This window comes from Rhodoferax sp. GW821-FHT10B06 (assembly GCF_059415605.1).
Genome location: NZ_JBWKNO010000006.1, coordinates 90,959 through 117,736, shown reverse-complemented (window position 1 = coordinate 117,736; position 26,778 = coordinate 90,959). Strand labels below are relative to the sequence as shown.

27 protein-coding genes and 1 pseudogene are annotated in these 26,778 nt (G+C 61.9%); 9 read left to right on the top strand and 19 right to left on the bottom strand.

Features of this window, described 5'->3' with window-relative positions; translation table 11 throughout:
• Positions 1-44: 44 nt before the first annotated feature.
• Complete coding sequence (locus AC07O2_RS11800) at positions 45-1,739, bottom strand: EAL domain-containing protein (protein WP_495075934.1); 1,695 nt, start codon at positions 1,737-1,739, stop codon at positions 45-47.
• Positions 1,740-2,088: 349 nt separating this feature from the next.
• On the opposite strand from AC07O2_RS11800, the gene AC07O2_RS11795 reads away from it, so the two are divergent.
• Complete coding sequence (locus AC07O2_RS11795; protein ID WP_495075933.1) at positions 2,089-2,718, top strand: YitT family protein; 630 nt, start codon at positions 2,089-2,091, stop codon at positions 2,716-2,718.
• Between the two features lie 52 nt (positions 2,719-2,770).
• On the opposite strand, the gene AC07O2_RS11790 is transcribed toward AC07O2_RS11795, so the two are convergent.
• Together AC07O2_RS11790 and AC07O2_RS11785 are read right to left on the bottom strand one after the other, a co-directional pair.
• The gene (locus AC07O2_RS11790; RefSeq protein ID WP_495075932.1) at positions 2,771-3,235 is read right to left on the bottom strand and encodes a tellurite resistance TerB family protein; all 465 of its coding nucleotides are present in this window, start codon (positions 3,233-3,235) and stop codon (positions 2,771-2,773) included.
• 46 nt (positions 3,236-3,281) lie between these two features.
• On the bottom strand, positions 3,282-3,521 hold the full coding sequence (locus tag AC07O2_RS11785) for an oxidoreductase-like domain-containing protein (RefSeq protein WP_495075931.1): 240 nt from the start codon (positions 3,519-3,521) through the stop codon (positions 3,282-3,284).
• A gap of 246 nt (positions 3,522-3,767) precedes the next feature.
• On the opposite strand from AC07O2_RS11785, the gene AC07O2_RS11780 reads away from it, so the two are divergent.
• The gene (locus AC07O2_RS11780) at positions 3,768-5,165 is read left to right on the top strand and encodes a sensor domain-containing diguanylate cyclase (RefSeq protein WP_495075930.1); all 1,398 of its coding nucleotides are present in this window, start codon (positions 3,768-3,770) and stop codon (positions 5,163-5,165) included.
• Here AC07O2_RS11780 and AC07O2_RS11775 read toward each other — a convergent pair.
• The 5 genes from AC07O2_RS11775 to AC07O2_RS11755 all read right to left on the bottom strand — a co-directional run bounded on the left by AC07O2_RS11775 (position 5,152) and on the right by AC07O2_RS11755 (position 10,946).
• Entirely contained in the window at positions 5,152-5,997 is an 846-nt protein-coding gene (locus AC07O2_RS11775; RefSeq protein ID WP_495075929.1) for a peptidoglycan DD-metalloendopeptidase family protein, read from the bottom strand. The two genes, AC07O2_RS11780 and AC07O2_RS11775, sit on opposite strands and share 14 nt — an antisense overlap.
• A gap of 43 nt (positions 5,998-6,040) precedes the next feature.
• Entirely contained in the window at positions 6,041-8,077 is a 2,037-nt protein-coding gene (locus AC07O2_RS11770) for a fused MFS/spermidine synthase (protein WP_495075928.1), read from the bottom strand.
• A gap of 135 nt (positions 8,078-8,212) precedes the next feature.
• Complete coding sequence (locus AC07O2_RS11765; RefSeq protein ID WP_495075927.1) at positions 8,213-9,241, bottom strand: sensor domain-containing diguanylate cyclase; 1,029 nt, start codon at positions 9,239-9,241, stop codon at positions 8,213-8,215.
• A 9-nt stretch (positions 9,242-9,250) separates the two neighbouring features.
• Complete coding sequence (locus AC07O2_RS11760; RefSeq protein ID WP_495075926.1) at positions 9,251-10,432, bottom strand: S-methyl thiohydantoin desulfurase domain-containing protein; 1,182 nt, start codon at positions 10,430-10,432, stop codon at positions 9,251-9,253.
• A 298-nt stretch (positions 10,433-10,730) separates the two neighbouring features.
• Positions 10,731-10,946, bottom strand: coding sequence for a hypothetical protein (locus AC07O2_RS11755; protein ID WP_495075925.1), 216 nt, complete (start codon positions 10,944-10,946; stop codon positions 10,731-10,733).
• A gap of 342 nt (positions 10,947-11,288) precedes the next feature.
• Between AC07O2_RS11755 and AC07O2_RS11750 the strand changes: the two genes are divergently transcribed.
• Positions 11,289-11,834 carry a ferritin-like domain-containing protein gene (locus AC07O2_RS11750; RefSeq protein ID WP_495075924.1) on the top strand — a complete coding sequence of 182 codons (546 nt, stop codon included), beginning with the start codon at positions 11,289-11,291 and terminating at the stop codon, positions 11,832-11,834.
• A 262-nt stretch (positions 11,835-12,096) separates the two neighbouring features.
• Here the strand turns inward: AC07O2_RS11750 and AC07O2_RS11745 are convergent, their stop codons facing one another.
• The 3 genes from AC07O2_RS11745 to trxC all read right to left on the bottom strand — a co-directional run bounded on the left by AC07O2_RS11745 (position 12,097) and on the right by trxC (position 14,104).
• Positions 12,097-12,345: a hypothetical protein gene (locus tag AC07O2_RS11745; protein WP_495075923.1), complete on the bottom strand. Its 249-nt coding sequence runs from the start codon at positions 12,343-12,345 to the stop codon at positions 12,097-12,099.
• A 141-nt stretch (positions 12,346-12,486) separates the two neighbouring features.
• Positions 12,487-13,542, bottom strand: a complete 1,056-nt coding sequence (locus AC07O2_RS11740) for an alkene reductase (protein WP_495075922.1) — start codon at positions 13,540-13,542, stop codon at positions 12,487-12,489.
• Between the two features lie 121 nt (positions 13,543-13,663).
• Positions 13,664-14,104, bottom strand: a complete 441-nt coding sequence (gene trxC / locus AC07O2_RS11735) for a thioredoxin TrxC (protein WP_495075921.1) — start codon at positions 14,102-14,104, stop codon at positions 13,664-13,666.
• A gap of 109 nt (positions 14,105-14,213) precedes the next feature.
• Here trxC and AC07O2_RS11730 point away from each other — a divergent pair, with 109 nt between their 5' ends.
• Complete coding sequence (locus tag AC07O2_RS11730; protein WP_495075920.1) at positions 14,214-15,125, top strand: M14 family metallopeptidase; 912 nt, start codon at positions 14,214-14,216, stop codon at positions 15,123-15,125.
• 215 nt (positions 15,126-15,340) lie between these two features.
• Here AC07O2_RS11730 and udk read toward each other — a convergent pair whose 3' ends face one another.
• Positions 15,341-15,991, bottom strand: a complete 651-nt coding sequence (gene udk / locus AC07O2_RS11725) for a uridine kinase (protein WP_495075919.1) — start codon at positions 15,989-15,991, stop codon at positions 15,341-15,343.
• 665 nt (positions 15,992-16,656) lie between these two features.
• Between udk and AC07O2_RS11720 the strand changes: the two genes are divergently transcribed.
• Complete coding sequence (locus AC07O2_RS11720; protein ID WP_495075918.1) at positions 16,657-17,394, top strand: substrate-binding periplasmic protein; 738 nt, start codon at positions 16,657-16,659, stop codon at positions 17,392-17,394.
• A 107-nt stretch (positions 17,395-17,501) separates the two neighbouring features.
• Positions 17,502-18,971 (top strand): methyl-accepting chemotaxis protein, encoded by a 1,470-nt coding sequence (locus AC07O2_RS11715; protein ID WP_495075917.1) that lies wholly within the window; start codon positions 17,502-17,504, stop codon positions 18,969-18,971.
• 8 nt (positions 18,972-18,979) lie between these two features.
• On the opposite strand, the pseudogene AC07O2_RS11710 reads toward AC07O2_RS11715, so the two are convergent.
• The 4 genes and pseudogenes from AC07O2_RS11710 to AC07O2_RS11695 all read right to left on the bottom strand — a co-directional run.
• Positions 18,980-19,165, bottom strand: a pseudogene (locus tag AC07O2_RS11710) (IS5/IS1182 family transposase); the annotation flags it as partial.
• Between the two features lie 117 nt (positions 19,166-19,282).
• Positions 19,283-19,606, bottom strand: a complete 324-nt coding sequence (locus AC07O2_RS11705) for a hypothetical protein (protein ID WP_495075916.1) — start codon at positions 19,604-19,606, stop codon at positions 19,283-19,285.
• Positions 19,607-19,673: 67 nt separating this feature from the next.
• Positions 19,674-19,967, bottom strand: a complete 294-nt coding sequence (locus tag AC07O2_RS11700) for a type II toxin-antitoxin system RelE/ParE family toxin (RefSeq protein ID WP_495075915.1) — start codon at positions 19,965-19,967, stop codon at positions 19,674-19,676.
• Positions 19,964-20,197: an addiction module protein gene (locus AC07O2_RS11695; RefSeq protein WP_495075914.1), complete on the bottom strand. Its 234-nt coding sequence runs from the start codon at positions 20,195-20,197 to the stop codon at positions 19,964-19,966. The genes AC07O2_RS11700 and AC07O2_RS11695 overlap by 4 nt, the downstream gene beginning before the upstream one ends.
• A 203-nt stretch (positions 20,198-20,400) precedes the next feature.
• Between AC07O2_RS11695 and AC07O2_RS11690 the strand changes: the two genes are divergently transcribed.
• Positions 20,401-21,150: an NYN domain-containing protein gene (locus tag AC07O2_RS11690; protein ID WP_495075913.1), complete on the top strand. Its 750-nt coding sequence runs from the start codon at positions 20,401-20,403 to the stop codon at positions 21,148-21,150.
• Here AC07O2_RS11690 and AC07O2_RS11685 read toward each other — a convergent pair.
• Positions 21,134-21,268: a zeta toxin family protein gene (locus AC07O2_RS11685; protein WP_495075912.1), complete on the bottom strand. Its 135-nt coding sequence runs from the start codon at positions 21,266-21,268 to the stop codon at positions 21,134-21,136. The genes AC07O2_RS11690 and AC07O2_RS11685 overlap by 17 nt on opposite strands.
• The gene (locus tag AC07O2_RS11680) at positions 21,268-23,088 is read right to left on the bottom strand and encodes a glutamine--tRNA ligase/YqeY domain fusion protein (RefSeq protein WP_495075911.1); all 1,821 of its coding nucleotides are present in this window, start codon (positions 23,086-23,088) and stop codon (positions 21,268-21,270) included. The genes AC07O2_RS11685 and AC07O2_RS11680 overlap by 1 nt, the downstream gene beginning before the upstream one ends.
• Positions 23,089-23,223: 135 nt before the next feature.
• Here AC07O2_RS11680 and AC07O2_RS11675 point away from each other — a divergent pair, with 135 nt between their 5' ends.
• A complete protein-coding gene (locus AC07O2_RS11675) occupies positions 23,224-23,589 on the top strand; it encodes a hypothetical protein (protein ID WP_495075910.1) in 366 nt (121 codons plus the stop codon).
• A 190-nt stretch (positions 23,590-23,779) separates the two neighbouring features.
• Here AC07O2_RS11675 and AC07O2_RS11670 read toward each other — a convergent pair whose 3' ends face one another.
• Complete coding sequence (locus tag AC07O2_RS11670; RefSeq protein WP_495075909.1) at positions 23,780-24,676, bottom strand: LysR family transcriptional regulator; 897 nt, start codon at positions 24,674-24,676, stop codon at positions 23,780-23,782.
• Between the two features lie 104 nt (positions 24,677-24,780).
• Here AC07O2_RS11670 and AC07O2_RS11665 point away from each other — a divergent pair, with 104 nt between their 5' ends.
• On the top strand, positions 24,781-26,766 hold the full coding sequence (locus AC07O2_RS11665; RefSeq protein WP_495075908.1) for an oxidoreductase: 1,986 nt from the start codon (positions 24,781-24,783) through the stop codon (positions 26,764-26,766).
• Positions 26,767-26,778 lie beyond the last annotated feature (12 nt).

Below are 26,778 nucleotides of genomic sequence, written 5' to 3'. Positions count from 1 at the left end.
CCTGGAAAGCGCGCCGCTTTTGTGGAATAAAACAGCTTGCTGCGCTAGCGCAGCAAGCGTCCCAAGCTATCAATAAAGGAGCGGGTCGGGCCTGCACTATCGGGCTTGTCTGCGGTGCGCAGGTCGAAGTCGTCGCCCAGGCCATCCTGTATCTGCAAGTGCCGGATGAAGGCCGCTAACGGCATGGGTTTGGCGTAGTGGTAGCCCTGGCCGTAGCGCACGCCCATGGCCTGTAGTTGCTCGGCCTGGCCCTGGGTTTCTATGCCTTCGGCCACCACCTTGCTGTTGACGGCCGTAGCGATGGCGATGATTTCGGGGATCAGGCTGGAGCGCAGGGTGAGGTCCTCCATCTCGAACACGAAGGACTTGTCAATTTTCAGGTAGTCAGGGGCGACTTTCTTCACCATGCCCAGGTTGGAGTAGCCGGTGCCGAAGTCGTCGATGGAGATCAAGAAGCCGTCAGCCTGCAGGCGCTGCAACTCGGGCACGATGGCCGGTGCGAAGTTGTATTCGGTCACCTCCAGCTCCACCTGCAGGTCGTTGCGGTTCAGCGGCTGTAGCACCTGCTTCAGGTGTGGCGACAGTGTGGCGTGGCGCAGGTTTTGCGGAAAGAAGTTCAGGGCCACCTTGAACCCTTGAGCTTGCGGCGGCAGGGCTTCGCCCAGCTCACGCAGGCCGCGCGCGCTGACGGCGGTGTCAAACACCCAGCCGAGCTTTTTGCCCAGCACGGCGGGGATGAACTGGTCGGGGAAGAGCAGCTTGTCGCCGTCTTTCAGCCGGGCCAGCACCTCGCAGCCCACGGTGCGGCCGGTGGCCAGTTCGATGATGGGCTGGTAGTGGCAGACCAGGTTGTCGGCTACGCACAGGAAACGGATGCGGTGCTCCATGGACTGGAAGTACCGGCAGCGCCGCGTCACGAAATCGGTCGCCAAAAAGGCCAGCAGCAGGCATACGGCGCCCCCGCCCAGGCTGAGCAACAGGTGTTTTTTGAAGAAAACCTGGGGCCACAGAATCGTCTGGACCGTTATCGGGCTGACCCCCGGCACCGTGGTGGTGACCAGGAACAGCGCATTTTCCCAGTCCAGGCGGACATGCGGGGTGGTGGGGCTGGCCATCGTGTCGGTGTAGCGGGCCCACTTGCTTTTGAAGATCTTGGTGCGCTGCCGCGTGTTACCGGCCCAGACCGCATCGGTGTATTGCTGAAAGCTTTCTGGCACCCGGTCGGAACCTATGGCCACCTGGAACGGCCCCCGCTCTATCACTGTGGTGCGGACTTCTCCTTTGGCGAGCTGTATCGGCGCACCCAGGAAATAGTGCCCGATGGAACCATCGATGCCGCCCACGTTGGGTGCTCTCGGTGCGTCGAGCAAGCCCAGCTCGGTGGTGCAGTACACCTGGTGCTGGCTGTCCAGCAGCTGGATGCTGCGGATGAACTGGTATTCAAACAGCAGGCTGCGCAGCGCGTTGAGGTTGCTGGCGCTGCAATCGGGACTGAAGTTGCTATTGAGTTGGGTCAGCATCTGCCCTGCATCGAATTGCAGCGCCTGCATATTGCGCAATACGATGGCTTGCCCGCTTTCTACATCGCGCAGCAGGGACTGGAATACCAAGCCGCACGCCGCCAGGGCCAGCGTAAGAGCCAGCGAGTAGCCGCACACCATGCCGACCAGCCGGGGGTATCGGCCCAGGGTGCGGGTGATGGCGACCAGGTAGTCGCTCTGGCGTGGGCTCAGCTTCATGCCTGCTGTTCAGCGGGAGCGGGTTGGCTACACACTGCCGGTGCTTCGCAAGGTGCATGATCCGGAAATGGCAAGAGCCCTTGCATGTGTGGTTCCGTGGCAGATTGGCTGGCAAATGGTGGTTCGCCCGCACTTCGGCATACGGTGTCGGACGTCTGTTGATTATGGGTCGGTTTCGCCTGTTTTCTGTGGCCTATGGGCACGAAGTTTGCGTATAAGTCGCAGCTTGCAGTGGCGGGACTGGTGTGTGCCGGTCCGCTACCATTTGTGGCTTTTTTCCCTTCCTGCTGCCATGCGCTGAGGTGGCCGGTACTGCCATTTTCTGTTTTCCCTGTTCCCCCTATTTCCTATGACCCGTTCTGTGACTGCGCCTCCTGCTACGCCTTTGGTGCGGCATCGCTTCTATGAAGATGCCCTAGCCCTGGCCATCGGCACCTTGTTTCTGGCCTTGGGGGTGGTGATGTTTGGCCACGCGGGTCTGCTCACCGGCGGTACGGCGGGGCTGGCGTTCTTGATCCGCTACGCCACGGGCACCGAGTTCAGCGTGGCCTTCTTCCTGCTGAACCTGCCGTTCTACCTGTTCGCTTGGTGGCGCATGGGCTTGCAGTTCACCGTGAAGACCTTTTGCGCTGTGGCCTTGTTGTCGCTGTTCGCGCACTACCTGCCATATGGCCTGGTGTTTGCGCAGCTGTGGTCGCCGCTGGCGGCCGTGTTGGGCGGGTTGCTGTGCGGCTGTGGCATGCTGATTTTGTTTCGCCACCGGGCCAGCCTGGGTGGCATCGGCGTCGTGGTGCTGTACCTGCAAGATCGCTTTGGCTGGCGCGCCGGCCATCTGCAGATGGGCATAGACGGGTTGATACTGCTGGGCGCCTTCTGGACCACCGATTGGCAGCGCGCGCTGCTGTCGGTACTGGGTGCGCTGGCTATGAACATGACCCTGGCCATCAACCACCGGCCAGGGCGTTATCTGGCGGTGTGAATAGGCCCCTGGCGCAGGTTCTGCCTGCGCTAGTTGCTATCAAAACTGATATTCAAGAGATGAGCCCAGCGGCCTCTTTGGCGCGCATCTTGGCACCTATGTATTCGCCATGGGTGACGTGCAGCAGGCCAGCGATCTTGCTGATGGCGTGGTGCTCGTAGGCGTCTACCTGGGCGTCGGCATAGGCCACCTGCCACATGGATTCCACGATCTGTATCTTCTGCGCCTGGCTGCAGCTGTCGTTGATGCTGGCCGTGAAGCGGTGGTAGTCGTAGGCGTTTTCGGCAGCTTGCTCGGCCTGGGCCAACAGTTGGGCCAGGGCCGCGTCGTCCAGTGCAAAGCGCTGGCGCAGGGCGGCGGCCACGGGTTGGCGCTCGCGCGCGGGCTTGCTGCTGTCGGCCCGCATGACCTCCACCAGCAAGACGGCCGTGGCCAGTTGCAGGGCTTGCTGGCGCTCTTCGGGCGTGGGCTCGGTGTTGACCAGGGTGTCAAAAATATCTTTCAGGGCACGCAGCATGGGGAGTCGTCGGGAAATCGATGAGAGGGTGAAGGAACGGAGCCTGCTAAGCGGCAGTTGGTTCCCCGGTCTGCAGGGCCAGCAGCGCGTCTTCGCGCCAGAAAACGGCGGCCGCCAGAAAGCCCTCCCACACGCAGCCGTTGCAACCGCGGCCACAGCAACTGCTGGGCTCTGGCGGCGGTGGGCGCAGGGTGGTGCCGTGCAACTGCGCCTGTTGCTGCAGCAGCTGGAACATCCGCACAGCGGCATCGCGGTCGGTAGGGTAGGGCACGGCGGCCGTGGTCATGAGCGGGGTATATCCAAAAAATTCCTGAATATTATGCCCTCCAGCGCAGGTGAACCGTGCGCAGGGTGCTATGAAAAGAATAGTAAAGAGGGTGCCGGTCAATGCCCACGCATGGGGTTCGAAATCTCTTGCCGAAGCCTCATGCTTTAAGCTCGCCCCATTTTTCGAGCATGGACTGGCATGGGCATGCTGCCTGCTTAGCCTCGCGACGCTTGTACCCCTGACGCATCCCAAGACATAAGCCCTATGCCTGAAGCTATTCACCAGTCTGTCGCCACCTCCATGCAGCGCAGGCTTGCGACCCTGTTGGTGATGTTGATCGTGTTGGTTGCCGTGGCCACCATCCCGCATGCAGAGGCCCCCTTGCCGGTGGTGGCGCCGTTCCTGCCGATATTTGCGGCCGTGGTGTCCCTGACCGAAGGCCTGACGGCCTACCTGCTGATGGTCCAGTACCTGACTACCCGGCGCCTGTACCTGGTGCCCATGGCCTGCGCTTATATGTATGTGGCTCTGATGGTGTCCATCCAGCTGCTGGTCTTTCCCGGGGTGTTTGGCCCGGCTGGCTTGCTGGGGGGTAATAACCAGTCCGCAGTCTGGCTATGGGTGCTGTGGCATGGCGGCTATCCGCTGCTGATTTGCGTGTCCGTGATGCTGCGCGACTGGGGCCGCTTGCGAGAACTGGAGCGGCGCGTGTCCACGCGCCAAGGGTTGTTGCTGTTCCTGGGCGCACCCTTGCTGGCCTGGCTGGCGGCCTACCTGGCCCTGCGCGTGGATTTGCCGCAGCTGATCAATGGCAATAGCTTCAAGACCCTGAGTGCCAGCGCGGAGGGGTGGACGGTCTGGTGCCTCAACCTGCTGGCCGTGGCACTGGTGCTGCGACCCCGGAAAAAAAGCCTGGATATCGTCAGCCTGTTTCTCTTTGTGGCCGTGCTGGCCTCGCTGGCCGATGTATCGCTGACTTTGCTGTCCTCGGCCCGCTACAGCACCGGCTGGTATGTGTCGCGCATGCTCAGCATTGTGTCGTCCATGAGCTTGCTTGCCGCGCTGATATTCCAGCTGACCCGGCTGTACCAGGAGCTGTCGGTGTCCCACGCGTCCTTGCTGCGCACCTCGGCGCGCGACGGCCTGACCGGTGTGTTCAACCGCCGCAGCTTTGACACCGCGGCCCAGGCCGAATGGCTGCGTGCCCAGCGTAATGGCGAAGTGCTGTCCTTGGTGCTGCTGGATGTAGACCATTTCAAGCGCTACAACGACCATTTCGGCCACGTGCAGGGCGACGCCTGCCTGCGCGCCGTGGCCCAGGCGCTGGCACAGACCGTCAAGCGGCCGGCCGATATGGTGGCCCGCTACGGCGGCGAAGAATTCGCCATGCTGCTGCCCGGCACCGCAGGCGACTCCGCTTTGCGCCTTGCCGAGAAAGCCCGGCTGGCCGTGGTTGCGCTGCAGATACCCGCCAGTATGGCGGGCCAGCACGTATCGCTCAGCGGCGGCTGTGCCACCTGGCACGAGGCGTCTGCCTACCAGTCTCTGGAGGAACTGCTCACCGCGGCCGACCAGGCTCTCTACCAGGCCAAGGCCCAGGGCCGCAACCAAGTCTGTGCGGTGCAGGAGCCGCTAGTGGACAACGGCTTTAAGCCGCAATAAACAGCGCCGGGTCCACCATGGCCCGGTTCAGGCAGACGGACCAATGCAGGTGTGGGCCGGTGACACGGCCGGTGGCACCCACAGCGCCCAGGCGCTGGCCGGTGCGCAGCTGTTCGCCGGGCCGCACGTCGATCGCGCTCAGATGGCAGAACATTCCCAGCAGGCCGCCGCCATGGTCCAGCCACACGGTGTTGCCGTTGAAGAAATAGTCGCCTGTGTCCAGCACCCGGCCAGGCAGCGGTGCCAGCACCGGCGTGCCGCTGGCGGCGGCGATGTCCATGCCGCTGTGCGGGTTGCGGGCCTGGCCGTTGAACACGCGGCGCAGTCCGAACGAGCTGGAGCGTCGCCCCGGCACCGGTACCCGCATGGCGAACGACTCTGGCAGCGGTTCGCTGAATCGGGCCATGACCTCGGCCAGATGGCTGTGCTCCCGCTCGTAGCGGGCCTCGTCGGCGGGCGACAGGTCTACCGTGCCAGGCGCCACCTTCAGCCGCTGCTCGCGGTACTGCTTGGAGCCCACGTGGTACGCCACCTGTCGGCTGCCTCCGTCAGCGTTGCGCACGGTGATGGTAGCTTCGCCCACCGTGGCCGCCAGCGGAATGCCGACCAGTGCCGTCCATTCGATTGCATCGCCCAGTACCAGCAGGGGTACGTCGGCGGCGAACGCTGTGGGCCGCTGCGTTGCCGGCCCGAGCGACAGGCGGGCCACGCCGCCGGGTACACGCAGGTCTTGTGGCCAGACGGTGGGGGTGGGTGGCGCGGCGAATAACTGGGTGGTCGGCAGGGCTGCCAGGGTAGTGAGCAGGCTGCGGCGGTTTAATAAAAATGGCATGGGGGCGGAACAAAAAAAGCAGCCCGCAGTATCGGTCAAACCACTATTTCAGTACCCCGAACAGGTTGTTGAAGTCATCGGTCCACAGCCGCAGGCCGGGGATCTGCGGCACGGGGCTGCTGGCGCTGTTTATTTGCGCCACCTGCATGCGCTGGGCGCTGCGGCTGACCAGTATCCAGTCGGTGCGGCGCAGGTCGCTGTCTTCGGCCTCGTCGCGCACAAAGGCAACGTGCAGGCCCTGGGCCAGGGCGATTTTTTCCACCACCGGGGCCAGGTTCAGGAAGCGGTTGGTGACGTGGAAGGCGATGATGCCCTCGGGTTGCATGTGGCGCAGATAGACCTGCATGGCCTCTGCGGTGATCAGGTGGATGGGCACGGAGTCGCCCGAGAACGCGTCCACCGCCAGCACGTCGAAGCGCTGCGGCGCCTCGCGCTCCAGCGCCAGGCGCGCGTCGCCCAGCACGCGTTCGATCTGCGCCGGGCTGTCTTTCAAGAAGCTGAATTCGCTGTCGGCAAAGTCGAACACCTGGGGGTTGATTTCATACACCCGGTACACATCGCCCGCGCGGCCATAGCTGGCCAGTGTGCCCGCGCCCAGGCCGATCAGGCCGACCCGGCGCGGCGTGGCCGGTGCCGACAGAATGGCCCGGCCCACGCCCGAGGTCTTGCCGTAGTAGGCCGTGGCCTCGCGGCGTCGGTCGGCCGCCAGGTACTGCTCGCCATGCTTGACCGAGCCGTGGTAGAGCTGGCGCACGCTGCGCGCGGGCTCGTCTGTGTCGATGCTGTCCAGGCTGCTCAGCGTGCCGTAGAAGTTGCGCGCCATGCGCCGCGTGCCATCCTGCTCGTCGCGTACCTGCTGCCAGGCGAAGTAGCTGCAGGCCAGCACCAGCAGAAGGCAGATACTGGTGCGTAGCCGCTGGCGGCGGAAGACCACCGCGCCCAGCACGGCCACCAACACCAGGCCAATACCCATCTCGTAGTAGGCCGGCAGCACATGCGGCGCGACCAAGCCCACGGTAACGCCGCCCAACGCACCACCCAGCGACAACATCAGGTAGAAGCGCGTCAGGTAGGCGTGGTGGGGGCGCATGCTGGCCATTTCACCGTGCAGAAACATGCACAGCACCAGCAAGCCGGTTACATACAGCGGCACGCCCGTTACCAGGCCATAGCCTATGCCGTCCTGCAGGCCATAGGCGCACAGCAGCAGCGCCACGGCGGTGGCGGGCAGCAGCAGGCTGCGGCGGTACCAGCGGTCGCTTTCAAAGGTCAGCACAAAACTCAGCAGGTAGACCGACAAGGGCAGCACCCACAGGAAGGGAATGGCGGCCACGTTCTGCGTGATGTGGTTGGTCACGGCCAGCAGCAGCCAGGATGCCAGGGCCGGCAGCGCCAGCCACAAGCCATAGGTGCCCAGGCCGGGGGCGGCCTGCGGCAGGCCTGCACTGGGTGTGGGTGTGCTGCCTGGACCGGGCGCATAGGGCTTCAAGCCTGCCGCATACAGGCTGGCGGTACCGCACATCAGTACAAAAACCGCATAGCCCCAGGACCAGCCCAGGGCTTGCTCCCGCAGCGCGGTGATGGGCTCGATCAGTACCGGGTAGGCCAGCAGCGAAGCCAGCGACGCCAGGTTGGACAGCGAAAAGTAGCGGTACACCTGCACACCCCAGGGGGTGCGCGCCAGCCAGGACTGCACCAGCGGCCCGGTGGTAGACAGCAAAAAATAGGGCAGGCCAATCGTGCCCAGCAGCAGGCCCAGGATGCGCAGCGATGGGTCTTCCGCGCCCGTGGGTTTCCAGTGCGCGGCGGTGATGATGGGCAGAAACACCAGGCTGCACAGCAGCAGCGTGCAGTGCACAGCCGCCTGCACGCGCGCCGGCCGGCGGGTCAGCCAGTCGGCATAGGCATAGCCGGCCAGCAGCACCACCTGGAAGAACACCATGCATACCGACCACACGGCCGCCGAGCCGCCAAACCACGGCAGGATCTGTTTGGCGATCAGCGGCTGCACCAGAAACAGCAGAAAGGCGCTGCTGAAAATCGTACCGGCGAACAGACTTTTCAAAAGGACAGGGGGCATGGGCTCGTTCCTGGTGGTCGGCGGTGGCGGCCTTGAGGGGGCCGGGGCCTGTCGCAGTGAATGCAACAATCAAGCCAGGAAAAATTGTGCTGGCGCTTGCACGGCGTGCGCAGGCTGCTATTTATTCAGTAGCGATCAATCCGAACCGGCTGACTTGGTAGAGGGTACCAGCTGAGGCTTGGTGGGCAGGGGGGCGAAAGACTGCACCTGGTTCCTGCCGGTTTGCTTGGCCTTGTACAGCGCCTTGTCGGCGTGGTTGAGCAGCTGCTCAAACGACTCGCCACCCAGGCCCAGCGTGGCTACACCAATGCTGACGGTGAAGGGCACGCGGTCGCCGTCGTCATTGGCAACCTGCTGCTCCTGTACAGCCTGGCGCAGCGACTCGGCCACCAGGCGGGCATTGCTTCCGCTGGTTTCGGGCAGCATGACCACAAATTCCTCGCCACCCAGGCGGGCCACGGTGTCCAGACCTTCGCGCATGCGCTGGCGGCAGGCTTCGGCCACGGCGCAGATCACCCGGTCGCCCACCGAATGCCCCCAGTTGTCGTTCACCGCCTTGAAGGAGTCGATGTCCACCATCAGCACCGACAGCGGATGCTGGAAGCGCTCGGCGCGTATGCATTCCTTGGCACCCAGCTCCATCAATGTGCGCCGGTTGGCCAGGCCGGTGAGCGAGTCGCTGGCGGCCAGCAGCTCCAGCGTGGCGTTCATGGTTTGCAGCAAGGCGTTCTGCTCGGCCAGCTGGCGGTTGATTTGGGCGATCTCGTCTTCTTTGCGTTTGCGACCATCGATGTTGAAGGTCACGCCGATGAAGCGCTGGCCCCGCTGCAAACCGGCGCCATCCATCACCCGGCCATAGTTGGCGTACCACACCCAGCTGCCGTCCTTGGCCAGCAAGCGGAACTCGCAGCGGTACTGCGGGGTGCGGCCCTCCAGGTGCTCGCCCACCGCCGTCTGGATCATCTCCAGATCGTCCGGGTGGACGAACTCGAACAGGTGGTCCAGGTGGTGCAATACCTCGTCGTCGTTGTAGCCCAGCTCACCAAAGGTCTTCAGCGCCTTGCGGGTGACCTCGCCGGTCAGTAGGTTGTTCTCCCACAAATCCAGACCGGCTGCCTCCAGCGCCAGTTCCAGGCGCTCTTTGTTGAGGTCTTTTTCGTCCATGGCCGGGTTTCAGTACGAGGGCATGGCACCGGCATAACCGATGCTGCGCAGCAGGCTGGCAAACGAGGCCAGCACGCCCGGCGTGGCATACAGCTGGGGCGCGGTGCTCACCTGGATGATGCTGACCATCTTGCCCGTACTCTTGCCGGTGGTCGGGTCGAAATACACCGCCAGATCGTCGCTTGCATTCGAGAAGCCCCGCCCCGTGCTTTCCGAGTAGTAGCAGATCGAGTCCGGCGCGATGATCACCGGTGCCGCGCTTTGGCTGGAATACATGATGAGGTTTTCATTCATGTTGTAAATACTGAACGTTTGCGTACTTTCTGCGGGGTCTTGCGTGTTGTCAAGGCGGATCACCCCAGCATCCAGCGACGCCGCCGTGGTGGCCTGGGTGATGCTGGTGATGTAGAAGTTGCTTACGGCGACGCTGGCGCTGCGCCCGGTTAACTGCGCGATTTGCGCTGCCACGCTGGCTGATGACGGCGGTGTGCCGGCCTCCAGCAGGAACAGGCCCAGATTGCGTGCCTGCGTCAGCGTATCGGGTATGTAGTTGCCGTTCAGGCCAAAGCCGTTGCTGGCGTTGGACGGCCACAACGCAATGCCGGAAAACCCGCCAAACCCGCCCACCACGCCACCGGCCAGCTTCTCCATCTGGGCGGCCGTGGGTGAGCTCAGCAGAGCCGATTCCACCGTGCTGTAGTCGGCCACATCGGTGGCTAGGGCGCAGGGGCTGACGGGCAAATTGGCGCCGCCAACGAAGGTAGTCTGCGGTAGCTCTGGCACGGCCCGACCCGCGCCGTCGCCGTCTACGACCCATAGGCCACCGGCTGACGCCGCAGCGCCCAGCAGCGGCACCAGCGAGTTGATGGCCCCAATCTCCACTGGAATGACACAGCCAGCGCCGTAGCTGGTGGTGGCTTGTTGCAGCCGCAAGGTGTTGGCCACCGAGTTCTGGATATCGACCAGTGTGAGCTGGTCGCCCGCGTCGGGCGAGCCCATCATCGCGACCACATAGCTGTTGGTGGCGCCGTCATACGGCTGCACGGTGACGCTGCCCGCCCAACCGCTGGCGTACAGCTCCTGCAAGATGCTGACCGCATCACGGTAGCTGCCGCCACCGCCGCTGGCCAGTACGGCAGCACCTGCTGCAATGCATTCAAAATCGGCAAACCCATAGTTATAAGAAGTCATCATTTCCTTTGCATGGATGGCAAGACGTAGAAGACGCAACTGCTTGCAGAACAGCCGGATCAAAATGTAACAGGACGTTTGCGCGTGCGTGTGAATTTTTCAAGCACAGACTGTTCCACATGCGTCACGTTGGGCATGTTGCTGCTGTGTAGATTAGGACGTGAATATGCCGCTGGCGCATATATTCAGTGCGTAAGCTGCTACTGAAGCGATAGCGTATTTGCAGGTATTTCGTTGTGTGGTTACAGCCTGCCGCCCGCAATGCATGGGCTGGCTGGAGCCTGCCGCGCTGCAAAGGCTAGCGCTGTAGTGCAATCTTGTTGTCGCGCAGGTATTCCTGGAACTGCGTCAGAGGTATGGCCGTCAGCCCGGCCACGCCGTTGTCGGCGGTCCAGCTCAGGGTGACGCTGTCGGGCGCCAGCTCAATTTCCACCATGCCCTTCGGAATGGTCATGGGGGCTCCGTCGCCGGGGGTATAGGTCACGTGGCCGATGATGGTGGCGTACTGGGTCATGGGGGATCCTTTCTCAGTGGGCATGCACTCTGTGCCGTGCGACAGCTTCATTACAGCCGCCATGACCGCCCGTGCCTGTCAGACAAATTCCCGTATGCATGCCGCACAGCGCGCCGAATCACCCGTCAAATAGCCCGGACCAGCCCTCGCTTGTAAGTTATGTCCTACACGCCACCATGGGCTTGCCTGACGGACATGGGCCGTCAGCAGGGGGAAGATGGGCTTAGATCGTAAAAACGTTCTTAGCGTTGAAAACAGCCCAGATCCCCGTTCATCGGGTAGCCGAGTGGTCTGCTTTCAGCAAATTGCCACTCCAACGGATTCGCTTGAAAGGATCACACCATGGCCAAGGAAACACTTCTGCACGATGACCAGGACTTCCACCACGGGCAGGGTCTGCCTGGCCCCACCTTGCCCGGCGGGGACCTTCCCATGGGTGACCCAGAGGTTATCAATACCTTGAACGCCCTGCTGGAGGCTACCCGCGATGGCGACTATGGCTTTACTACCGCTGCCGGTTATACCGATTCGTCGCACCTCAAAACCAGGCTGGACCGCCGCGCCAGCGAATGCCGTGAGGCCGGCCAGGAGCTGCAGGCGCTGATCGTCCGGCTGGGCGGCGCGGCGGCCGAGGGCGGCTCGACCGCTGGCGCCTTGCATCGTGGCTGGGTATCGGTGCGCGGTACCTTGAGCCACTACAGCGATGAAGCCATGCTGGAGGAATGCGAGCGCGGTGAAGACGCCGAAATGGCGGCCTACATCAAGGCGTTGACTTCCAATCTTCCGCCCGGCGTGCGCAGCGTGGTGGAGCGCCAGGCCCAGGTCGTGCGCCGCAACCAGGGCGAGGTACAGGCGATGCGCGACTCGCTGCATACTAATCGCCGCTAAGAACTGTAGTTTTAAAGGAAAAGGCCGCCGGCGCAGGTAGCATCTGCGCTGGCTGCTATCAAAAATGCCTGATTAGATACATGCCTCAGATGGCAACCTCGCACATTAAAGCCCCCGTTCGCCCTGAGCTTGTCGAAGGGCCTGCTAATGGAGCCCTTCGACAAGCTCAGGGCGAACGGTTGTGGTGGTACGTCTGAGGTAGGTATCTAATCAGGCAAAAATGAAAAAAGCGGCCGGTGCCGCTTTTTTTGTGGCCAGACGCTCAGTGCGTCACGAATTGGTAGCGCACGTCTTCGCTTTCAATCATGTCCAGCACATCGTTCAGCACATCCTCGTCGTCGGTGCTGCTCCAGGTTTCCTCCGGATCGCTGGCAAACAGCGGCTCGATGGCGATGTCCATGAACTGCCCGTTTGGCAGCTTCAGCACCTGACCACCCTCCGAAGTCTTGGCCAGTTCCCAGTCATCGGGTACGGACAATTCCAGCTGGATGGTGATGTTGAGTTTTTTCATGCGGATTTCCTTGGTTTGAATGGGCCAAGGGTAACCGAATCGGGGCCGGGCGCGCAGCCACGGTTGTAAGACATTCAGGCCTCTGGCGCAGTGGCTACCTGCGCCAGAAGCTCTTAAAACCGTAGCAGCCCGGCGCCGTGTTTACAGCGTGGGGTAGTCGGTGTAGCCCTTGGCGCCTGGGCTGTAGAAGGTGCTTTGGTCGGGCGTGTTCAGCGGTGCCTTGAGCTGGATGCGTGCGGGCAGGTCCGGGTTGGCCAGGAAGCTGGTGCCAAAGGCCACGGCGTCGAGCTTGCCGGCGCTGATGGCTTCCTCGGCCTCTTCTGCGGTGTAGCCCATGTTGCCGACCAGCACGCCCTTGTACTTCTCGCGGGCGATGCTCAGCACATCGCCCTTTTGTGCGCCGAAGAAGTCGGCGCGCATCACGTGCAGATAGGCCAAGTTGTAGGCGTTGAGCTTGTCGGCCAGGAAGCTGATCAGTGCCAGCGGGTCGCTGTCCTTCATGCTGTTGTAGCTGTTCAGCGGCGACAGACGCAGGCCTACCTTGTCCGAGCCAATCGCGGCGGTTACGGCGGTCAGCACTTCGAACAGTAAGCGTGCGCGGTTCTCCAGCGAGCCGCCGTAGCCGTCGGTGCGCTGGTTGGGCGTGTCGCGCAGGAACTGGTCGATCAGGTAGCCATTCGCGCCGTGCACTTCCACGCCGTCAAAACCGGCGGCAATGGCGTTTTTTGCGCCCTGGGCGAAGGCGGCGACGATGGCTGGAATCTCTTCGGCCGTCAGCGCGCGCGGCACGGCATGCGGCACTTTGCCATTCGGCGTGTGGATGTCACCTTCCACCGCTGTGGCGCTCGACGACACGATGGGCACACCACCGTTGATGTCCGGGTGCGCGGCGCGGCCGGCGTGCCAGATCTGCAGGAAGATGCGGCCGCCCTTGGCGTGCACCGCAGCGGTGACCTTCTTCCAGGCGGCAATCTGCGCTTCGTTGTAGATGCCGGGCTCGTTGATGAAGGCCGAGGTGCCGGGCGCCACCATCGTGCATTCGGTGATCAGCAGGCCGCCGGTGGCGCGCTGGCTGTAGTACTCCGTCATCAGGTCGTTGGGCAGGTGCCCGGCGTCGGCGCGGGTGCGCGTCAGCGGGGCCAGCAAGATGCGGTTGGGCAGGGTGAGGGAGCCGAGTTTCAGTGGGTTGAATAGCATGGTGTTGAACCTGAGTGGGTGTAAATGGTTGGATGGGTGAAAGGGAAGTGGACGGTACCAGCCGTGGAATATCGGTGCCGCTGCGGGCAAATGCAATTTGGTGTATTTAAAGCTGGGCGCTTCAGCGCGGGCTGTGCTGCTGCACCCAGCGCACGATGTCGGCCGCACCCATGGCGCCGGCCTGGCGGGCCACCTCGCGGCCGCCGACAAACAGTGCCAGGGTCGGGATGCTGCGGATCTGGTAGCGCGCACCCAAGGCCTGGTGCGCCTCCGTGTCTACCTTGGCCACGCGGATGCGCGGCTCCAGCTGGCCGGCGGCCTGCACGTAGGCTGGCGCCATCTGCCGGCACGGGCCGCACCACGGCGCCCAGAAGTCCACCAGTAGCGGGATCTGGTTGCGTTGCAGATGTTTGTCAAACGCGGCCACATCCAGGTCCACCGGCTTGCCGGTGAACAGCGGGGCTTTGCAGCTTCCGCAATCCGGGGCGCTGCCGAGCTGGTCGGCGCGCACGCGGTTGGTGGTGTGGCAATGGGGGCAGACGATGTGCAGAGATTCGCTCATTCCATTTAATTGGTGGCGCAGGCCCTGGATTGCAAGGGCTGCAAAGCTTGCGGATCGACGGGCATGGCGACCCCGATAATGCCCCGTCATTTTCTTTAGCCAAGGCCCCATGAGTACCCCCCATTTCTACCCCATAGGCACCCCCGGCCAAGCCTGGGGCGTTGCCGAACTCGCCCAGTGGCGCGCACGCCAGGTGCGCCAGCGCAGCTATGCCGACGATGTGCTGGCGGCAGTGGACCGCCTGCGCAACCGCTTCGACGTGGAGGGCTATGCCGAAGTCGTGTATGGCGACGAGCGCTTTGCGCTGCAGGCCATACGCAGCCGTAACTGGAACAACGCCTTGCCCAGCGTGCTGGTCACCGGCGGCGTGCATGGTTATGAAACCAGCGGTGTCTTGGGTGCGCTGCGCTTTGTGGACGCGCATGCCGAAAGCTATGCCGGCCAGGTGAACCTGCTGGTCGTACCCTGCGTCAGCCCTTGGGCCTACGAGCGTATCCAGCGCTGGAACTTCGACGCCATCGACCCCAACCGCTCGTTCCGGGCGGACAGTCCGTCGCAAGAGTCCGCCGCCCTGATGCGCCTGGTGGCGCCGCTGCGCGGCCAGTTTGCGGCCCATATCGACCTGCACGAAACCACCGACAGCGACGGCTCTGAATATCTGCCCGCCGTGGCCGCGCGCGACGGCAAACCCTTCGAGGCCCACGGCATCCCCGACGGCTTTTATCTGGTGGACGACACGGCCAACCCCCAGCCTGCGTTCCAGCAGGCCATCATCGAAGCCGTGGAGCAGGTGACCCACATCGCCCCGGCCGACGAGCAGGGCGGCATCATCGGTTCACCTCTTGTGGCCCACGGCGTGATCCACTACGCGATGGAAGCCCTGGGCCTGTGCGCAGGCATCAGCGGTGCCCGCTACACCACCACCACCGAGGTCTACCCCGACAGTCCCCGCGCCACGCCCGAGCACTGCATTGCCGCCCAGGTGGCGGCCGTGTGTGCCGCGGTGGAGTTTGTGGCTTGAATGTGCCTGGTTAGCGAGGTACATGCCTTAGATTGCAACCTCGCACATCAAAGCCCCCGTTCGCCCTGAGCTTGTCGAAGGGCCTGCCAATGGAGCCCTTCGACAAGCTCAGGACGGACGGTGTTGGTGGTCCGTCTGAGCTATGTTTTTCATCCATTGAATGTGCCGCCGGCGCAGGTAGAATATGCGCAAGCAGCTGCGAAAAGTGTAGCGGGTTAGATTCCTGATCCGCGTTCCAGGTCGCGGATCAGGCTCACCACCTTGGTAGTAATGATGTCCACCGCCGGCCCGTTGGCGCCGTGCGGCAGGATCACATCGGCGCGGCGCTTGGTCGGCTCAATGAACTGCTTGTGCATGGGGCGCACGGTTTCTAGGTACTGGTTGATCACGCTCTCGGCGCTGCGCCCGCGCTCGGCCATGTCGCGTTGCAAGCGGCGGATGAAGCGCACATCGGCGGCGGTATCGACAAAAATCTTCAGCGACATCATCTTGCGCAGGTCCGCGTCAAACAGCGCAAACAGGCCTTCGATCACGATCACCGGCGCGGGCTGCACGGTGATGGTTTTGCTGGCGCGGTTGTCCTGGGTGAAGTCGTAGGTGGGGCGCTCGATGGCCTCGCCGCGGCGCAGGGCCTGCACATGCTGCACCATCAGCGGCCAGTCGAATGCGTCCGGGTGGTCGTAGTTGGTCTTGCGCCGGTCCTCGGGCGACATATGCGTCTGGTCGCAGTAGTAATCGTCCTGCATCAGCACCGCCGTCATCTCCGGGCCGATGGAGGCCAGCACCTGGCGCGTCACCGTGGACTTGCCGCTGCCACTGCCGCCTGCAACGCCGATCACGAAGGGTTTGTGGGGGGCTTTGTTCATGTGATCTCCGTATGCAGGCAGGCAAAGGCCGAGATCTTACAAGCCAGCCGCTTTGCGCCGAAGTGGAGGTGCAGCCGCTGCCGTGTCCGGCTTGGATGCTCAATTGCGCGCGCCAACTGATTGAAGAAGTGATGACTGCCACCAACAACTGCACAGCGTGCTATCTGGCTGGCCGGGGCGTTGCATCCCTGCGCCGCGTTGCGTGGCCAATGAATATGGCGAGGTCTTGCCTGGTGAATCCGATTCGCCGATTCGAATACGCTGGAAAATTTCCTGGCCAAGCACCACCGGGCCGACCCACTGCGCGCCTGCTCAAGGTTGCGCTGGCCCACCCAGCCGCAGCCGTATTCGAATGCCGAGCTGGTCACGCACTGCACCCGCTAGGAAGACGCGGCGCAAAAGGGGGAGCGGCAGATGCGCAAGCTGCTGCGCGGCGCTAACGCACTGCGGTTGGGTGAACAGCAGCGGGTGAAGCTGGTGGCCACCAAGGTGGAGCGCAGGTTTATTGATTTTGAGGCGGGCTGAGTTGGAAAGGATCCGAACTCGAGGTTCGTTGTGCTATATCAAGCTCATTTACGTCGACTTTGGCCTATTCGGGACGCTAAAAAAACCTACACTGACCCGGCGCTTCGCATTGTTACTATTTTCATGAAATGGGAATTCGAATGAAAACTTTCTCCGTAGCTCTCTGTGCAGTATTGATGGCGGCCGGTGTTCATGCCCAAACATTCAAAGTGGTGACCGACAACTATGCGCCATACACCATCACCGGTGGCGAAAAAGTCACCGGCATCTTCACTGAAATTCTGGATGCATCTCTCAAGAAAAATGGCGGTACGGTGCAGTACGATGTGGTGCCCTGGGCGCGAGCTACCGCCATGGCCGAGGCTGGCGAAGTAACCGCCACCGTACCGTGGTTCAAAACCCCAGAGCGTGAAGCCATTTACCTGTTCTCCGATCCGGTAATCAACGCCACGAACAAGATTTTCATCAAGAAGGGCGGCAAGGTTCCGGCCAATCTGGACTGGAAAACCTACGCCGACTTCAAGCCCTACAAATTCGGTGGTGTCACCGGCTACTGGTACGAGGAGAGCTTCAAGAAAGCCGGTGTGCCGGTGGAGATGGTGACCAAGGACGACCAAAACGTGCAAAAGCTGGCCGCTGGCCGTATAGATGCATTCATCACCGACGAGTTGGTTGGCTGGGCGTTGATTAAAAAAATGTTCCCCGGCAAGGAGGGCGAGTTTGCCACCGTCGATAAGGCCGAAGGTGTGTCGCCGCTGTTTGTAATCGCCGGCAAAAAAGCGCCTGGCAGTGCCAAATTCATCGAAAGCGTGAACGACGGATTGAAGAAGATCAAAGCCTCCGGCGAGTACGACAAAATCGTTGCCAAGTACAAATAACGCCACGTTGTTTTGACCGTTCCATTGCCGGTGCCACCCCCTCAAAGGTGCACCGGCTTGTGTGTTTCAGAAACGTCCCGTTTTGATTTCACTACCAGAGTGACAGCATGAATACTTCCAGCGTACGCTTTCGTCTGAACGCACTGTTTGTGCTGATCGTCTCATGCCTGTTGCTGGCTTTCGGTGCCGTCAACTATTTCCGCGCCAAGGGTCAGTTGGAGGCATCGATGGACCGGCAGATCGATGCCGCGCTGGTGCGCATGTCAGCCAGCCTGCCCACCACGCTGTGGAACTTCGACAAGGCGCAGATCGAACAAAATCTGGCCGCCGAAATGTCGGCCCCTTTTATCGAAGGCATCCTCATCCGGAGTGGTGACAAGGTGCTCAGTGGCAGTGCGCGTAGTGCAGATGGGAAGATTGTGGCTAGCAACTCGGCACCCCAGGCCGACACCAGCAAAAGCGTGAAACTGGTGTATCTGGATAGCGGCAAGACCAACCCTGTGGGCGAGTTAACCGTGTTTGTATCTTATGAAGAAATCAAGAACACCTTGCGCGCTGAACTGACCTGGGGCATCTTGCAGATCGTGGTGCTGGACATAGTCATTGTGTTGGCGCTGTCGTACATACTCAGCCTCGTGGTGCTGAATCCGTTGGCACGGGTGGGCGAGGCGTTGCGCGGCATTGCCGAGGGCGAGGCCGACCTGACCATGCGCCTGCCACGCGGCAAGAGCAGCGAATTCAATGCGGTGTCGGACAGCTTCAACACCTTTATTGAGCGGTTGCAGGGCATCCTGAAACAGGTGCGCGTCAGCATCGACACCATCGCCAGCGCGTCGAACGAAATCGCCAGCGGCAATATGGATTTGTCCAACCGTACGGAATCGCAGGCCAGCTCGTTGGAGGAAACTGCAGCTTCGATGGAAGACATGACCAATACCGTGAAACAAAACGCGCAGAACGCACAGCTGGCCAACAAGATGGCGGCCAATGCCTCAGCGGTGGCTGTCAAGGGTGGCGAGGTGGTGACGCAGGTAGTGGACACCATGGGTTCGATCAACCAGTCGTCGAACAAGATCGTGGACATCATCGGCGTGATCGATGGCATTGCATTCCAGACCAATATCCTGGCGCTGAATGCGGCTGTGGAGGCCGCACGGGCCGGCGAGCAGGGCCGAGGCTTTGCCGTGGTGGCGTCTGAAGTGCGCTCGCTGGCGGGCCGGTCGGCCCAGGCAGCCAAAGAGATCAAGATGCTGATTGGTGACTCGGTGCAAAAGATCGATACCGGTACCAAGCTGGTCGACCAGGCGGGCGTGACCATGCGCGAAATCGTCGACAGCGTGAAACAGGTGACCGGCGTGATGGCCGACATCATGGCCGCCAGCCAAGACCAGACCATGGGCATCGACCAGATCAACCAGGCGGTCACCCAAATGGACAACAACACCCAGCAAAACGCCGCCCTTGTCGAGGAATCCGCCGCTGCTGCTGATGCGATGCAGCATCAAGCCGCCAATTTGGCCAGTGTGGTCAGTGTGTTCAAGCTAGGCGACGAGCATACTGCGCTGGCCTTGCGCTAAGAACGTGTTCAAGGTGTCCTGAGGATCAGAGCCAAGAATGCGAGATGAATGAACTGAAGACGGGTGTTGATATGCAATTCGCAGTTCGTCCAGAACCGCCTGTTCTTCTCTAGCCAGGCAAAGCTGCGCACCAAAATCCAGCGCTGAGGCATCGCCTTGAGGGGGTGCAACTCGCCATGCTTGGCAATCTGCATGATGGCGTATTCACCCCCCCTCCCCCCTGGGGTGGCGCATAGGTCAAATATACCGCTGGCGCAGATAAAACTTGCGCTTATTGCTATTGAAAATATAGCAATGAGCGCTACGGCTGCTCAGGCCTGCCACACCCCAAAGCCCGCCGAGCGCAGGTCGATGCCCACCTCGATCTCCTTGTCTACCGCATCCTTGTAGGCCATGGGGTTGAAGCCCTCGTACAGGTCCGGCAGCAGGCGCAGGCCGTACTGTTGCACATAGCGGTTGGCCTGGATGCCGGCCTTGTGCTTGTCAAAACGCACATCCGGGTCCAGCCCCGTCATGCCCACATACACGCAGGGCTTGCCCTCCACATAGCCCGGGTTACCCCTGCGAAAGCGCGGCTCCAGCAGCACGTCTTTGGAGAGTTCGATGACGTAGACGTGGTGGTGTTTGCGGGGCATTGTGCGGGAATCTACAGTAATTGGAGGCCATGCGTAAAAGCCGCCCAAAGCGCAGCAAATGCTGGGGCTAGTTCAGCCTGTTGCGCCAATACCCGGGCTTGCGGTGCTGGTGGGCTATTGCCAGTACCAGAATGTCTGCAGCATCCTGGGTATAGACCACGCTGTAAGGAAAGCGGCGTAAGCGGCAGCGGCGAATTTGGGGTGTTAGCGGGTGCCAAGCCTGCGGAAACTGCTCTATGAGCTGGAGCGTCTTGAGCGTTTCAATCAGGAAGGCCTCACCCAGGCCCGGGGCCTGCTCTGCGTACCAGGTGATGGCCTCGTCCAGTTCAGCCTGGGCCGGTGCCAGCAAGCGGATGCTCATGCGTGCTTGCGGGCAACTTGGTATTTGGCGATCACATCCGACAAGGCCACTGCCTTGATTTCCCCGCGCCGGTATGCTGCCAGCCGGTCGTCGGCCTCTTGGGCCCACAGTGCGTCTAGCGCTGCATCGGGCTGGTCCAGGCTATCGAGAATGCGCTCCACCACTTCCATCCGTTCTGCGGGTGGCAGCTGGGCGGCTTGGGCACTCAGGGCTTCGGCGGCGGTGGTCATGGCGGGCTCCATTCGCAAGGGGGTAATGCGTCACTATAGCGCTGCCAGCGGTGGTTGCTTTCGCATGGCTCGTTCATCAATCAAATAGGCCGCCGGAGTAGATGCTAGCTGCACACGTAGCTATTAAATATGACGTTTCCACCACAAGAGATGCGTGCCGTCTTTACTCCTCGGTAGGATGCCGAAAGTACAGGGAGAGCACCATGGCCACCAATAACAACCAAAAGCTCGCCGTCTTGATTGACGCCGACAACGCACAGGCATCCGTTATCCAGGAACTGCTGGCCGAGGTGTCGCGCTACGGCACGGCCACCATCAAGCGCGCCTATGGCGACTGGACCACCACCAATCTCAAGGGCTGGAAAGACGTGCTGCACACCATGGCCATTCAGCCGATACAGCAGTTCAGCTACACCAGCGGTAAAAACGCCACCGACTCCGCATTGATCATCGACGCCATGGACGTGTTGCATGCCAGCAGCGTGGATGGCTTTTGCCTGGTCAGCAGCGACAGCGACTTCACCCGCCTGGCCACCCGCATCCGCGAGGCAGGGTTGGTGGTTTATGGCTTTGGCGAACGTAAAACGCCGGAGCCCTTTGTGGCCGCGTGTGACAAGTTCATTTATACCGAAATCTTGAGGGCAACGCCTGTGCCCGAGAAGGATGCGTCCAAGCTTGAGCCTGTTGCGGTGGCGGATGTGCGCAAACTACAGCCGTTGATCATTGCTGCCATTGACGCAAATGCACGTGAAGACGGCTGGGCGGCACTCGGCGGCGTTGGCAGCCATATTGGCAAGATCAACCCGGCGTTTGACGCCCGAAACTATGGGTTCAAAAAGCTCAGTGAGCTGGTGCGTTCGTTGAAGTACTTGGAGGTGAAAGAGCTGCCGCTGGTTCGGCCCGATGGCGTCACGGTGTCGAACGTACAGATTCGTATCAAGCGAGTTGCCTGAAGGTATTGGGTGGCAGTTGCGCCCGCAGGTCGGGCGCTGCGGTGGATTTGCCCGCGCCATTGGGCCCAGCAATCACCACGATGGTGGGTTGCTTGGGCTTGGGGGCGCGGGAGGCCATCACTTCCCCCAACTATCCTTCAACCCCACAGCCAAGTTAAACACCGGCTTCAGCCCCACCACATGGTCCACGCGGTCGGCGACGAAGTAGCCGTGGCGTTCGAACTGGAACTTCTGGTCAGGTTGGGCGTTGGCGAGTGAGGGCTCGACGATGGCGGTGATGACTTTCAGGCTGTTGGGGTTCAGGCTCTCGATGAAGTCTTTGCCGCCGGCGTCGGGCTGGGCGTCGCTGAACAGGCGGTCGTACAGGCGGACTTCGGCGCTGACGCCGTTGGCTACGCCGACCCAGGTGATGGCGGCTTTGACCTTGACGCTGTCTGCGCCGGGGGTGCCGCTCTTGGTGTCGGGCACCACGGTGGCTTGCACTTCGGTGATGACACCTGCGTCGTCTTTGACGCAGCCGGTGCACTCGATCACGTAGCCGCCTTTGAGGCGCACCTTGTTACCCGGGAACAGGCGCTTGTAGCCCTTGGGCGGCACTTCTTCAAAGTCTTCGCGCTCTATCCACACTTCTTTGCCAATGGTGAACAGGCGGGGTGGCGGGGGCTGGGTGCCTTCGACCACGTGGGGCAGGGCGGGCAGTATGCAGGGTTCCAGGTGGCCGGCGCCCATCACCTCATCCCAGTTGGTGAGCACTAGCTTGACGGGGTTGAGCACGGCCATGCCACGGTGGGCCTTGGTTTCCAGGTCTTCGCGCAGGCAGCCCTCTAAGGTGCTGTAGTCGATCCAGCTGTCGCTCTTGGTGACGCCAATGCGTTCGGCGAAGAGCTGCATGCTTTCAGGGGTGTAGCCACGGCGGCGCAGGCCGACGATGGTGGGCATGCGGGGGTCGTCCCAGCCGCTGACCTTGTGGTCGTACACCAGCTGGGCGAGCTTGCGTTTGCTGGTGATGACGTAGGTGAGGTTCAGGCGGGCGAACTCGTACTGCTTGGGCGGCGGGCTGGCCAGCAGGCCACCGTCGCACAGGCGGGCCATGAGCCAGTCGTAGAAGGGGCGCTGGTCTTCAAATTCCAGCGTGCAGATGCTGTGGGTGATTTGCTCCAGCGCGTCTTCGATGGGGTGGGCGAAGGTGTACATCGGGTAGATGCACCAGGTGTCGCCGGTGTGGTGGTGGGTGGCGCGGCGTATGCGGTAGATGGCCGGGTCGCGCATATTGATGTTGGGGCTGGCCATGTCGATCTTGGCGCGCAACACCATCGATCCATCTTCGTGCTTGCCGTCGCGCATTTCGCGGAAGCGGGCCAGGTTCTCTTCGGGCGTGCGGGTGCGGAAGGGGCTGTCCACGCCGGGCTTGCTGAAGTCGCCGCGATTGATCCTGATTTGCTCTACGGTTTGTTCGTCCACGTAGGCGTGGCCGGCTTGCACCAGGTATTCGGCGGCGCGGTACATGAAGTCGAAGTAGTCGCTGGCCTGGTAGGGGGCGGCATCGGCGCTGCCGTTCCAGTCATAGCCCAGCCATTTGACCGAGTCGATGATGCTGTTGACGTATTCGGTGTCTTCTTTTTCGGGGTTGGTGTCGTCAAAGCGCAGGTGGCACACGCCGCCGTAGTCGCGCGCCAGGCCGAAGTTCAGGCAGATGCTTTTGGCGTGGCCTATGTGCAGGTAGCCGTTGGGTTCGGGCGGGAAGCGGGTGCGGATCTTGGCCGGGTCGGGCTGGCCTGCGGCGTGGTGGGCGCCATCGCCCGGGCTACCGGCCCAACGGCGGGTGGCGTAGGTGCCAGCGGCCAGGTCGGACTCGATGATTTGTCGCAAAAAGTTGCTGGGCTTGGTGGGCTCGGTCGCTGCTGTGGCGGATGCGGGGGAGGGGGTGGGTGCGCTCATGCTCCAATTCTAGGCGTCCAGGGGCGTGGTTACGTTTGGCAACCCTTTTCTTGGCGGCTGTGTCCACCGGTTGCGGTCTACTGCGTTGTCTATGTACGGGGCCTAAACCCCAGGACTTGCAACAAGGAGATCTGTATGAAGTTCCACCGTTCGATTTTTGCCGCTGTGTTGACTGTTGCCGCTTTGGGAGCCGCCAGCGTGGCCCAGGCGCGTAGCGATGTGTCCTGGAGTGTTGGCATAGGCGCCCCTGGTGCCTCCATGGTGGTGGGTAATGCCCCTGTGTATGTGCAGCCAGCACCCGTGTACTACCAGCCTGCCCCGGTGTACTACCAACCACCGCCACCCGTTTACGTGCGGCCAGCGCCTGTGTACTACCAGCCGCAGCCGGTGTATGTACGCCCCGCGCCGGTGTACTACCAGCCGCAAGTGGTCTACCCCGGCTGGGGTCGCCACCATGGGCACCACCGCGATTGGGATGGCGACGGCCGCTGGAACCGCTGATTTAGTAAGTAAAAGTAGTCTGTAGCGCAGGTAGTACCTGCGCAGGCAGCTACTGAATACATAGCAAAAGGGCCCCACGCGGGCCCTTTTTTTATTTCACCGTGGCGTGGGCACCGAATGGGGCTGACGTTGGGCGTCAGTGCCCGCAACATGGGCTCTGTGCCCAGGCAAGGTTGGCCAAACTGAAGAGTCACAAGGGCTTTGCCATCCTTTCTTTCAGAAATTCAATGAACAACCTGGCCCTGGCCGGTAGCAAGCGTGTGGCAGTGATCACGTGTACCTGCAACGGCGCCATGCTCCATTCTGGAAGCACCCGGCGCAGCCGACCCAAGGCAACCTCCTCGCGTACGAGTTCCGCATGCATGACCGCTATTCCCATGCCCAGTGTGGCTAGCACGCGCGACATACCGACGCTATTGACGGTGAAGCGCGTGGGGACCTTGGTTTCGACGGTTTCGTTGCCGCGGTAGAAGACCTTTAAGTCACCCTGTTGCGAACTGGAGGGAACCGTGCAAAACATGTGATGCGCCAGGTCTTTCGCGTGCTGGAGTGGGGGGGCGCTTTTCAAGTACAGCGGCGAGGCGTACAGATAGCGGGGCAGTTCCACAATCGGTTGCGCGATCAAGGTCGCGGATGTCAATGGCAGGGGGCCGATGCGGATAGCGAGATCGAATGCTTCGGTTTGCAAGTCGATACGGCGTGGGGTCAGGTCCAGGTCAAAGTCGATCAAGGGATAGGCCTTGCTGAAGTCGCGCAGGATGGGGCCGAAATGGCCGATGGCCAGATCGACCGGCATGGAGACCCGCAAAGTCCCCGTGGGTCTATGCGCGACATCACGCAAGGCCTCATGCGCAATCATGGCTTCAGCCACGATGCTTTGGCAGCGCAGGAAGTACACCTCACCCGCATCCGTCAACTCCACGCGGCGCGTGGAGCGGTTTAGCAGACGCAGCCCAATGGTTTTCTCCAAATCAGAAATATGGCGCGAGAGCGTCGAGATGGGCATGTCCAGCGTGAGTGCCGCCGCACGAAAGCTTTTGACCTTGGCGACTTCGACGAATTGCCGCATGTAGGTGAGCATTTCCATATTCATTGTTCCATGTATGGATCACAGATTTCAATTATGACTATTTATCTTGTGAGTGGATCAATCTACTATCGATCCCACACCAACCCACCAAGGAAATTGACATGAATCAGCTCTTCACTCCCACCAAAATCGGCCGCCATACCCTGCGCAACCGCCTGGTGATGGCCCCCATGACGCGTTCACGCGCCGATGACGCAACCGGCGTACCGTCCGACTCTGCAGTTCAGTATTACGGCCAACGCGCCGATGCCGGGCTGATCATCACGGAAGGCACATTCCCATCCGCAATGGGCAAGGGCTACGTTCGCACGCCGGGCATCTATTCCGATGCGCAGGTCCAGGCGTGGAAGGCCGTGACAGATGCTGTGCACGCCAAGGGCGGCACCATCTTCCTGCAACTGATGCACACGGGGCGGATTTCCCACCCCAGCATGCTGCCAGGCCATGCAGTGCCAGTTGCACCTTCGGCCATTCAACCCAAGGGAACTGTATTTACGGCCACCGGCCCGCAGGAAATGGTGACACCGCGCGCGCTAAGCACGACAGACATTGCCGGCGTGATCGACGAATTCCGCCTGGCCACCCGGCGCGCTCTGGAAGCCGGCTTCGACGGCGTGGAACTGCATGCCGCTTCAGGCTACTTGCCAGAACAGTTCCTGTCGTCCGAAACCAACCGGCGCAGCGACCGCTACGGCGGATCGCTGGAGAATCGTGTGCGCTTCATCATGGAGGTGCTCGCGGCCATGTCAGCCGAGGCTGGTAGCGACCGGGTCGGCATCAAGATTTCGCCTGAGATGAACTTCAATGACGTGAAAGATGCCGCACCGCAAGAGACTTACCGTTATCTAGTCGAGCAGATCGCGCCGCTGAACCTGGCATATCTGCATCTCGCGGTACAAGCCAAAGTCGAATTCGACTACAGCAGCATGCTGCGTCCGCTGTTCAAGGGTGCCTTGCTCATAGGCGGCGGGCTGACGCAAGCAAAAGCTGAAGCATTGGTACAGGAGCAGCGCGCAGAGGCAGCGGTCTTCGGTTCACTGTATCTGGCGAACCCTGACCTCGTTCAGCGCTTCCAGTTGGGGGCGCCATTGAACCAGCCACAACGCGAGACTTTCTATTCAGCAGGCCCAGAGGGTTACACCGACTACCCCACGCTCAATGCTTCCAGCAATCGCGCTGTGCGTATCCATGCCTATGGCGGCGCCGATATGGCCACGCTGGAGCTCGTTGAGCGGCCTGTTGCTGCTGCAGGCGAAGTCCTGGTGCATGTGCGTGCGGCCGGGGTCAATGCGCTGGACTGGAAAATACGCGACGGCCTGGTGCGCGACGCCTTCCCACTGCCCCTTCCCGCGACGCTGGGCATTGAATTGGCCGGTGTGGTCGCCGGCGTGGGGCCAGGCGTGGTTGATTTCGCGGTGGGAGAGCGCGTGATGGGGCCACTGTCCGGCTTGGGCGCGTATGCCGACTATGTCGTGGTTGCAGCCTCCAAGCTTGCCCACACGCCTGCAGCCTTGGATGACGTCCAGGCCGCTGCGATTCCCGTCGCAGCGCTCACCGCTTGGCAGGCGCTGTTCGACGCAGGCGAACTCAAGCGAGGCCAGACCGTCTTGATCCACGGCGCAGCTGGCGGCGTTGGCAGCTTCGCAGTCCAGTTTGCACGGCAGGCAGGCGCGCGCGTGGTAGCGACCGCGCAAGGCGTGAATGCGGGTTACCTGCAAGGCTTGGGCGCGGACCAGGTCATCGACTACCGTACGGCAAACTTTTGGGAACACTGTGGCAAGGTGGACCTGGTACTTGATCTGGTCGGCGGCGATACCTTGGTGAAGTCTTGGCAAGTGCTGGCCGAAGGCGGCCAAATTGTCAGCACGGCGGCACCGGAAATCATGGGCCAGACTCCTCAGGGCAAGCGCGGTAAGTGGTTTCAGATGCAGGCGGACGCGCGGCGACTGGCCGAGATTGCGGGCTTGGTCGCAGGCGGCCAATTACTCGTGCGTGTCTCGGAGATCGCTGAATTGGCCGACCTCGGTGCTGCCATCGAGCGCAGCAAGTTGGGCCATGGTCCTGGAAAGACGGTGGTTACGTTTTGAATGCCTGCGCAA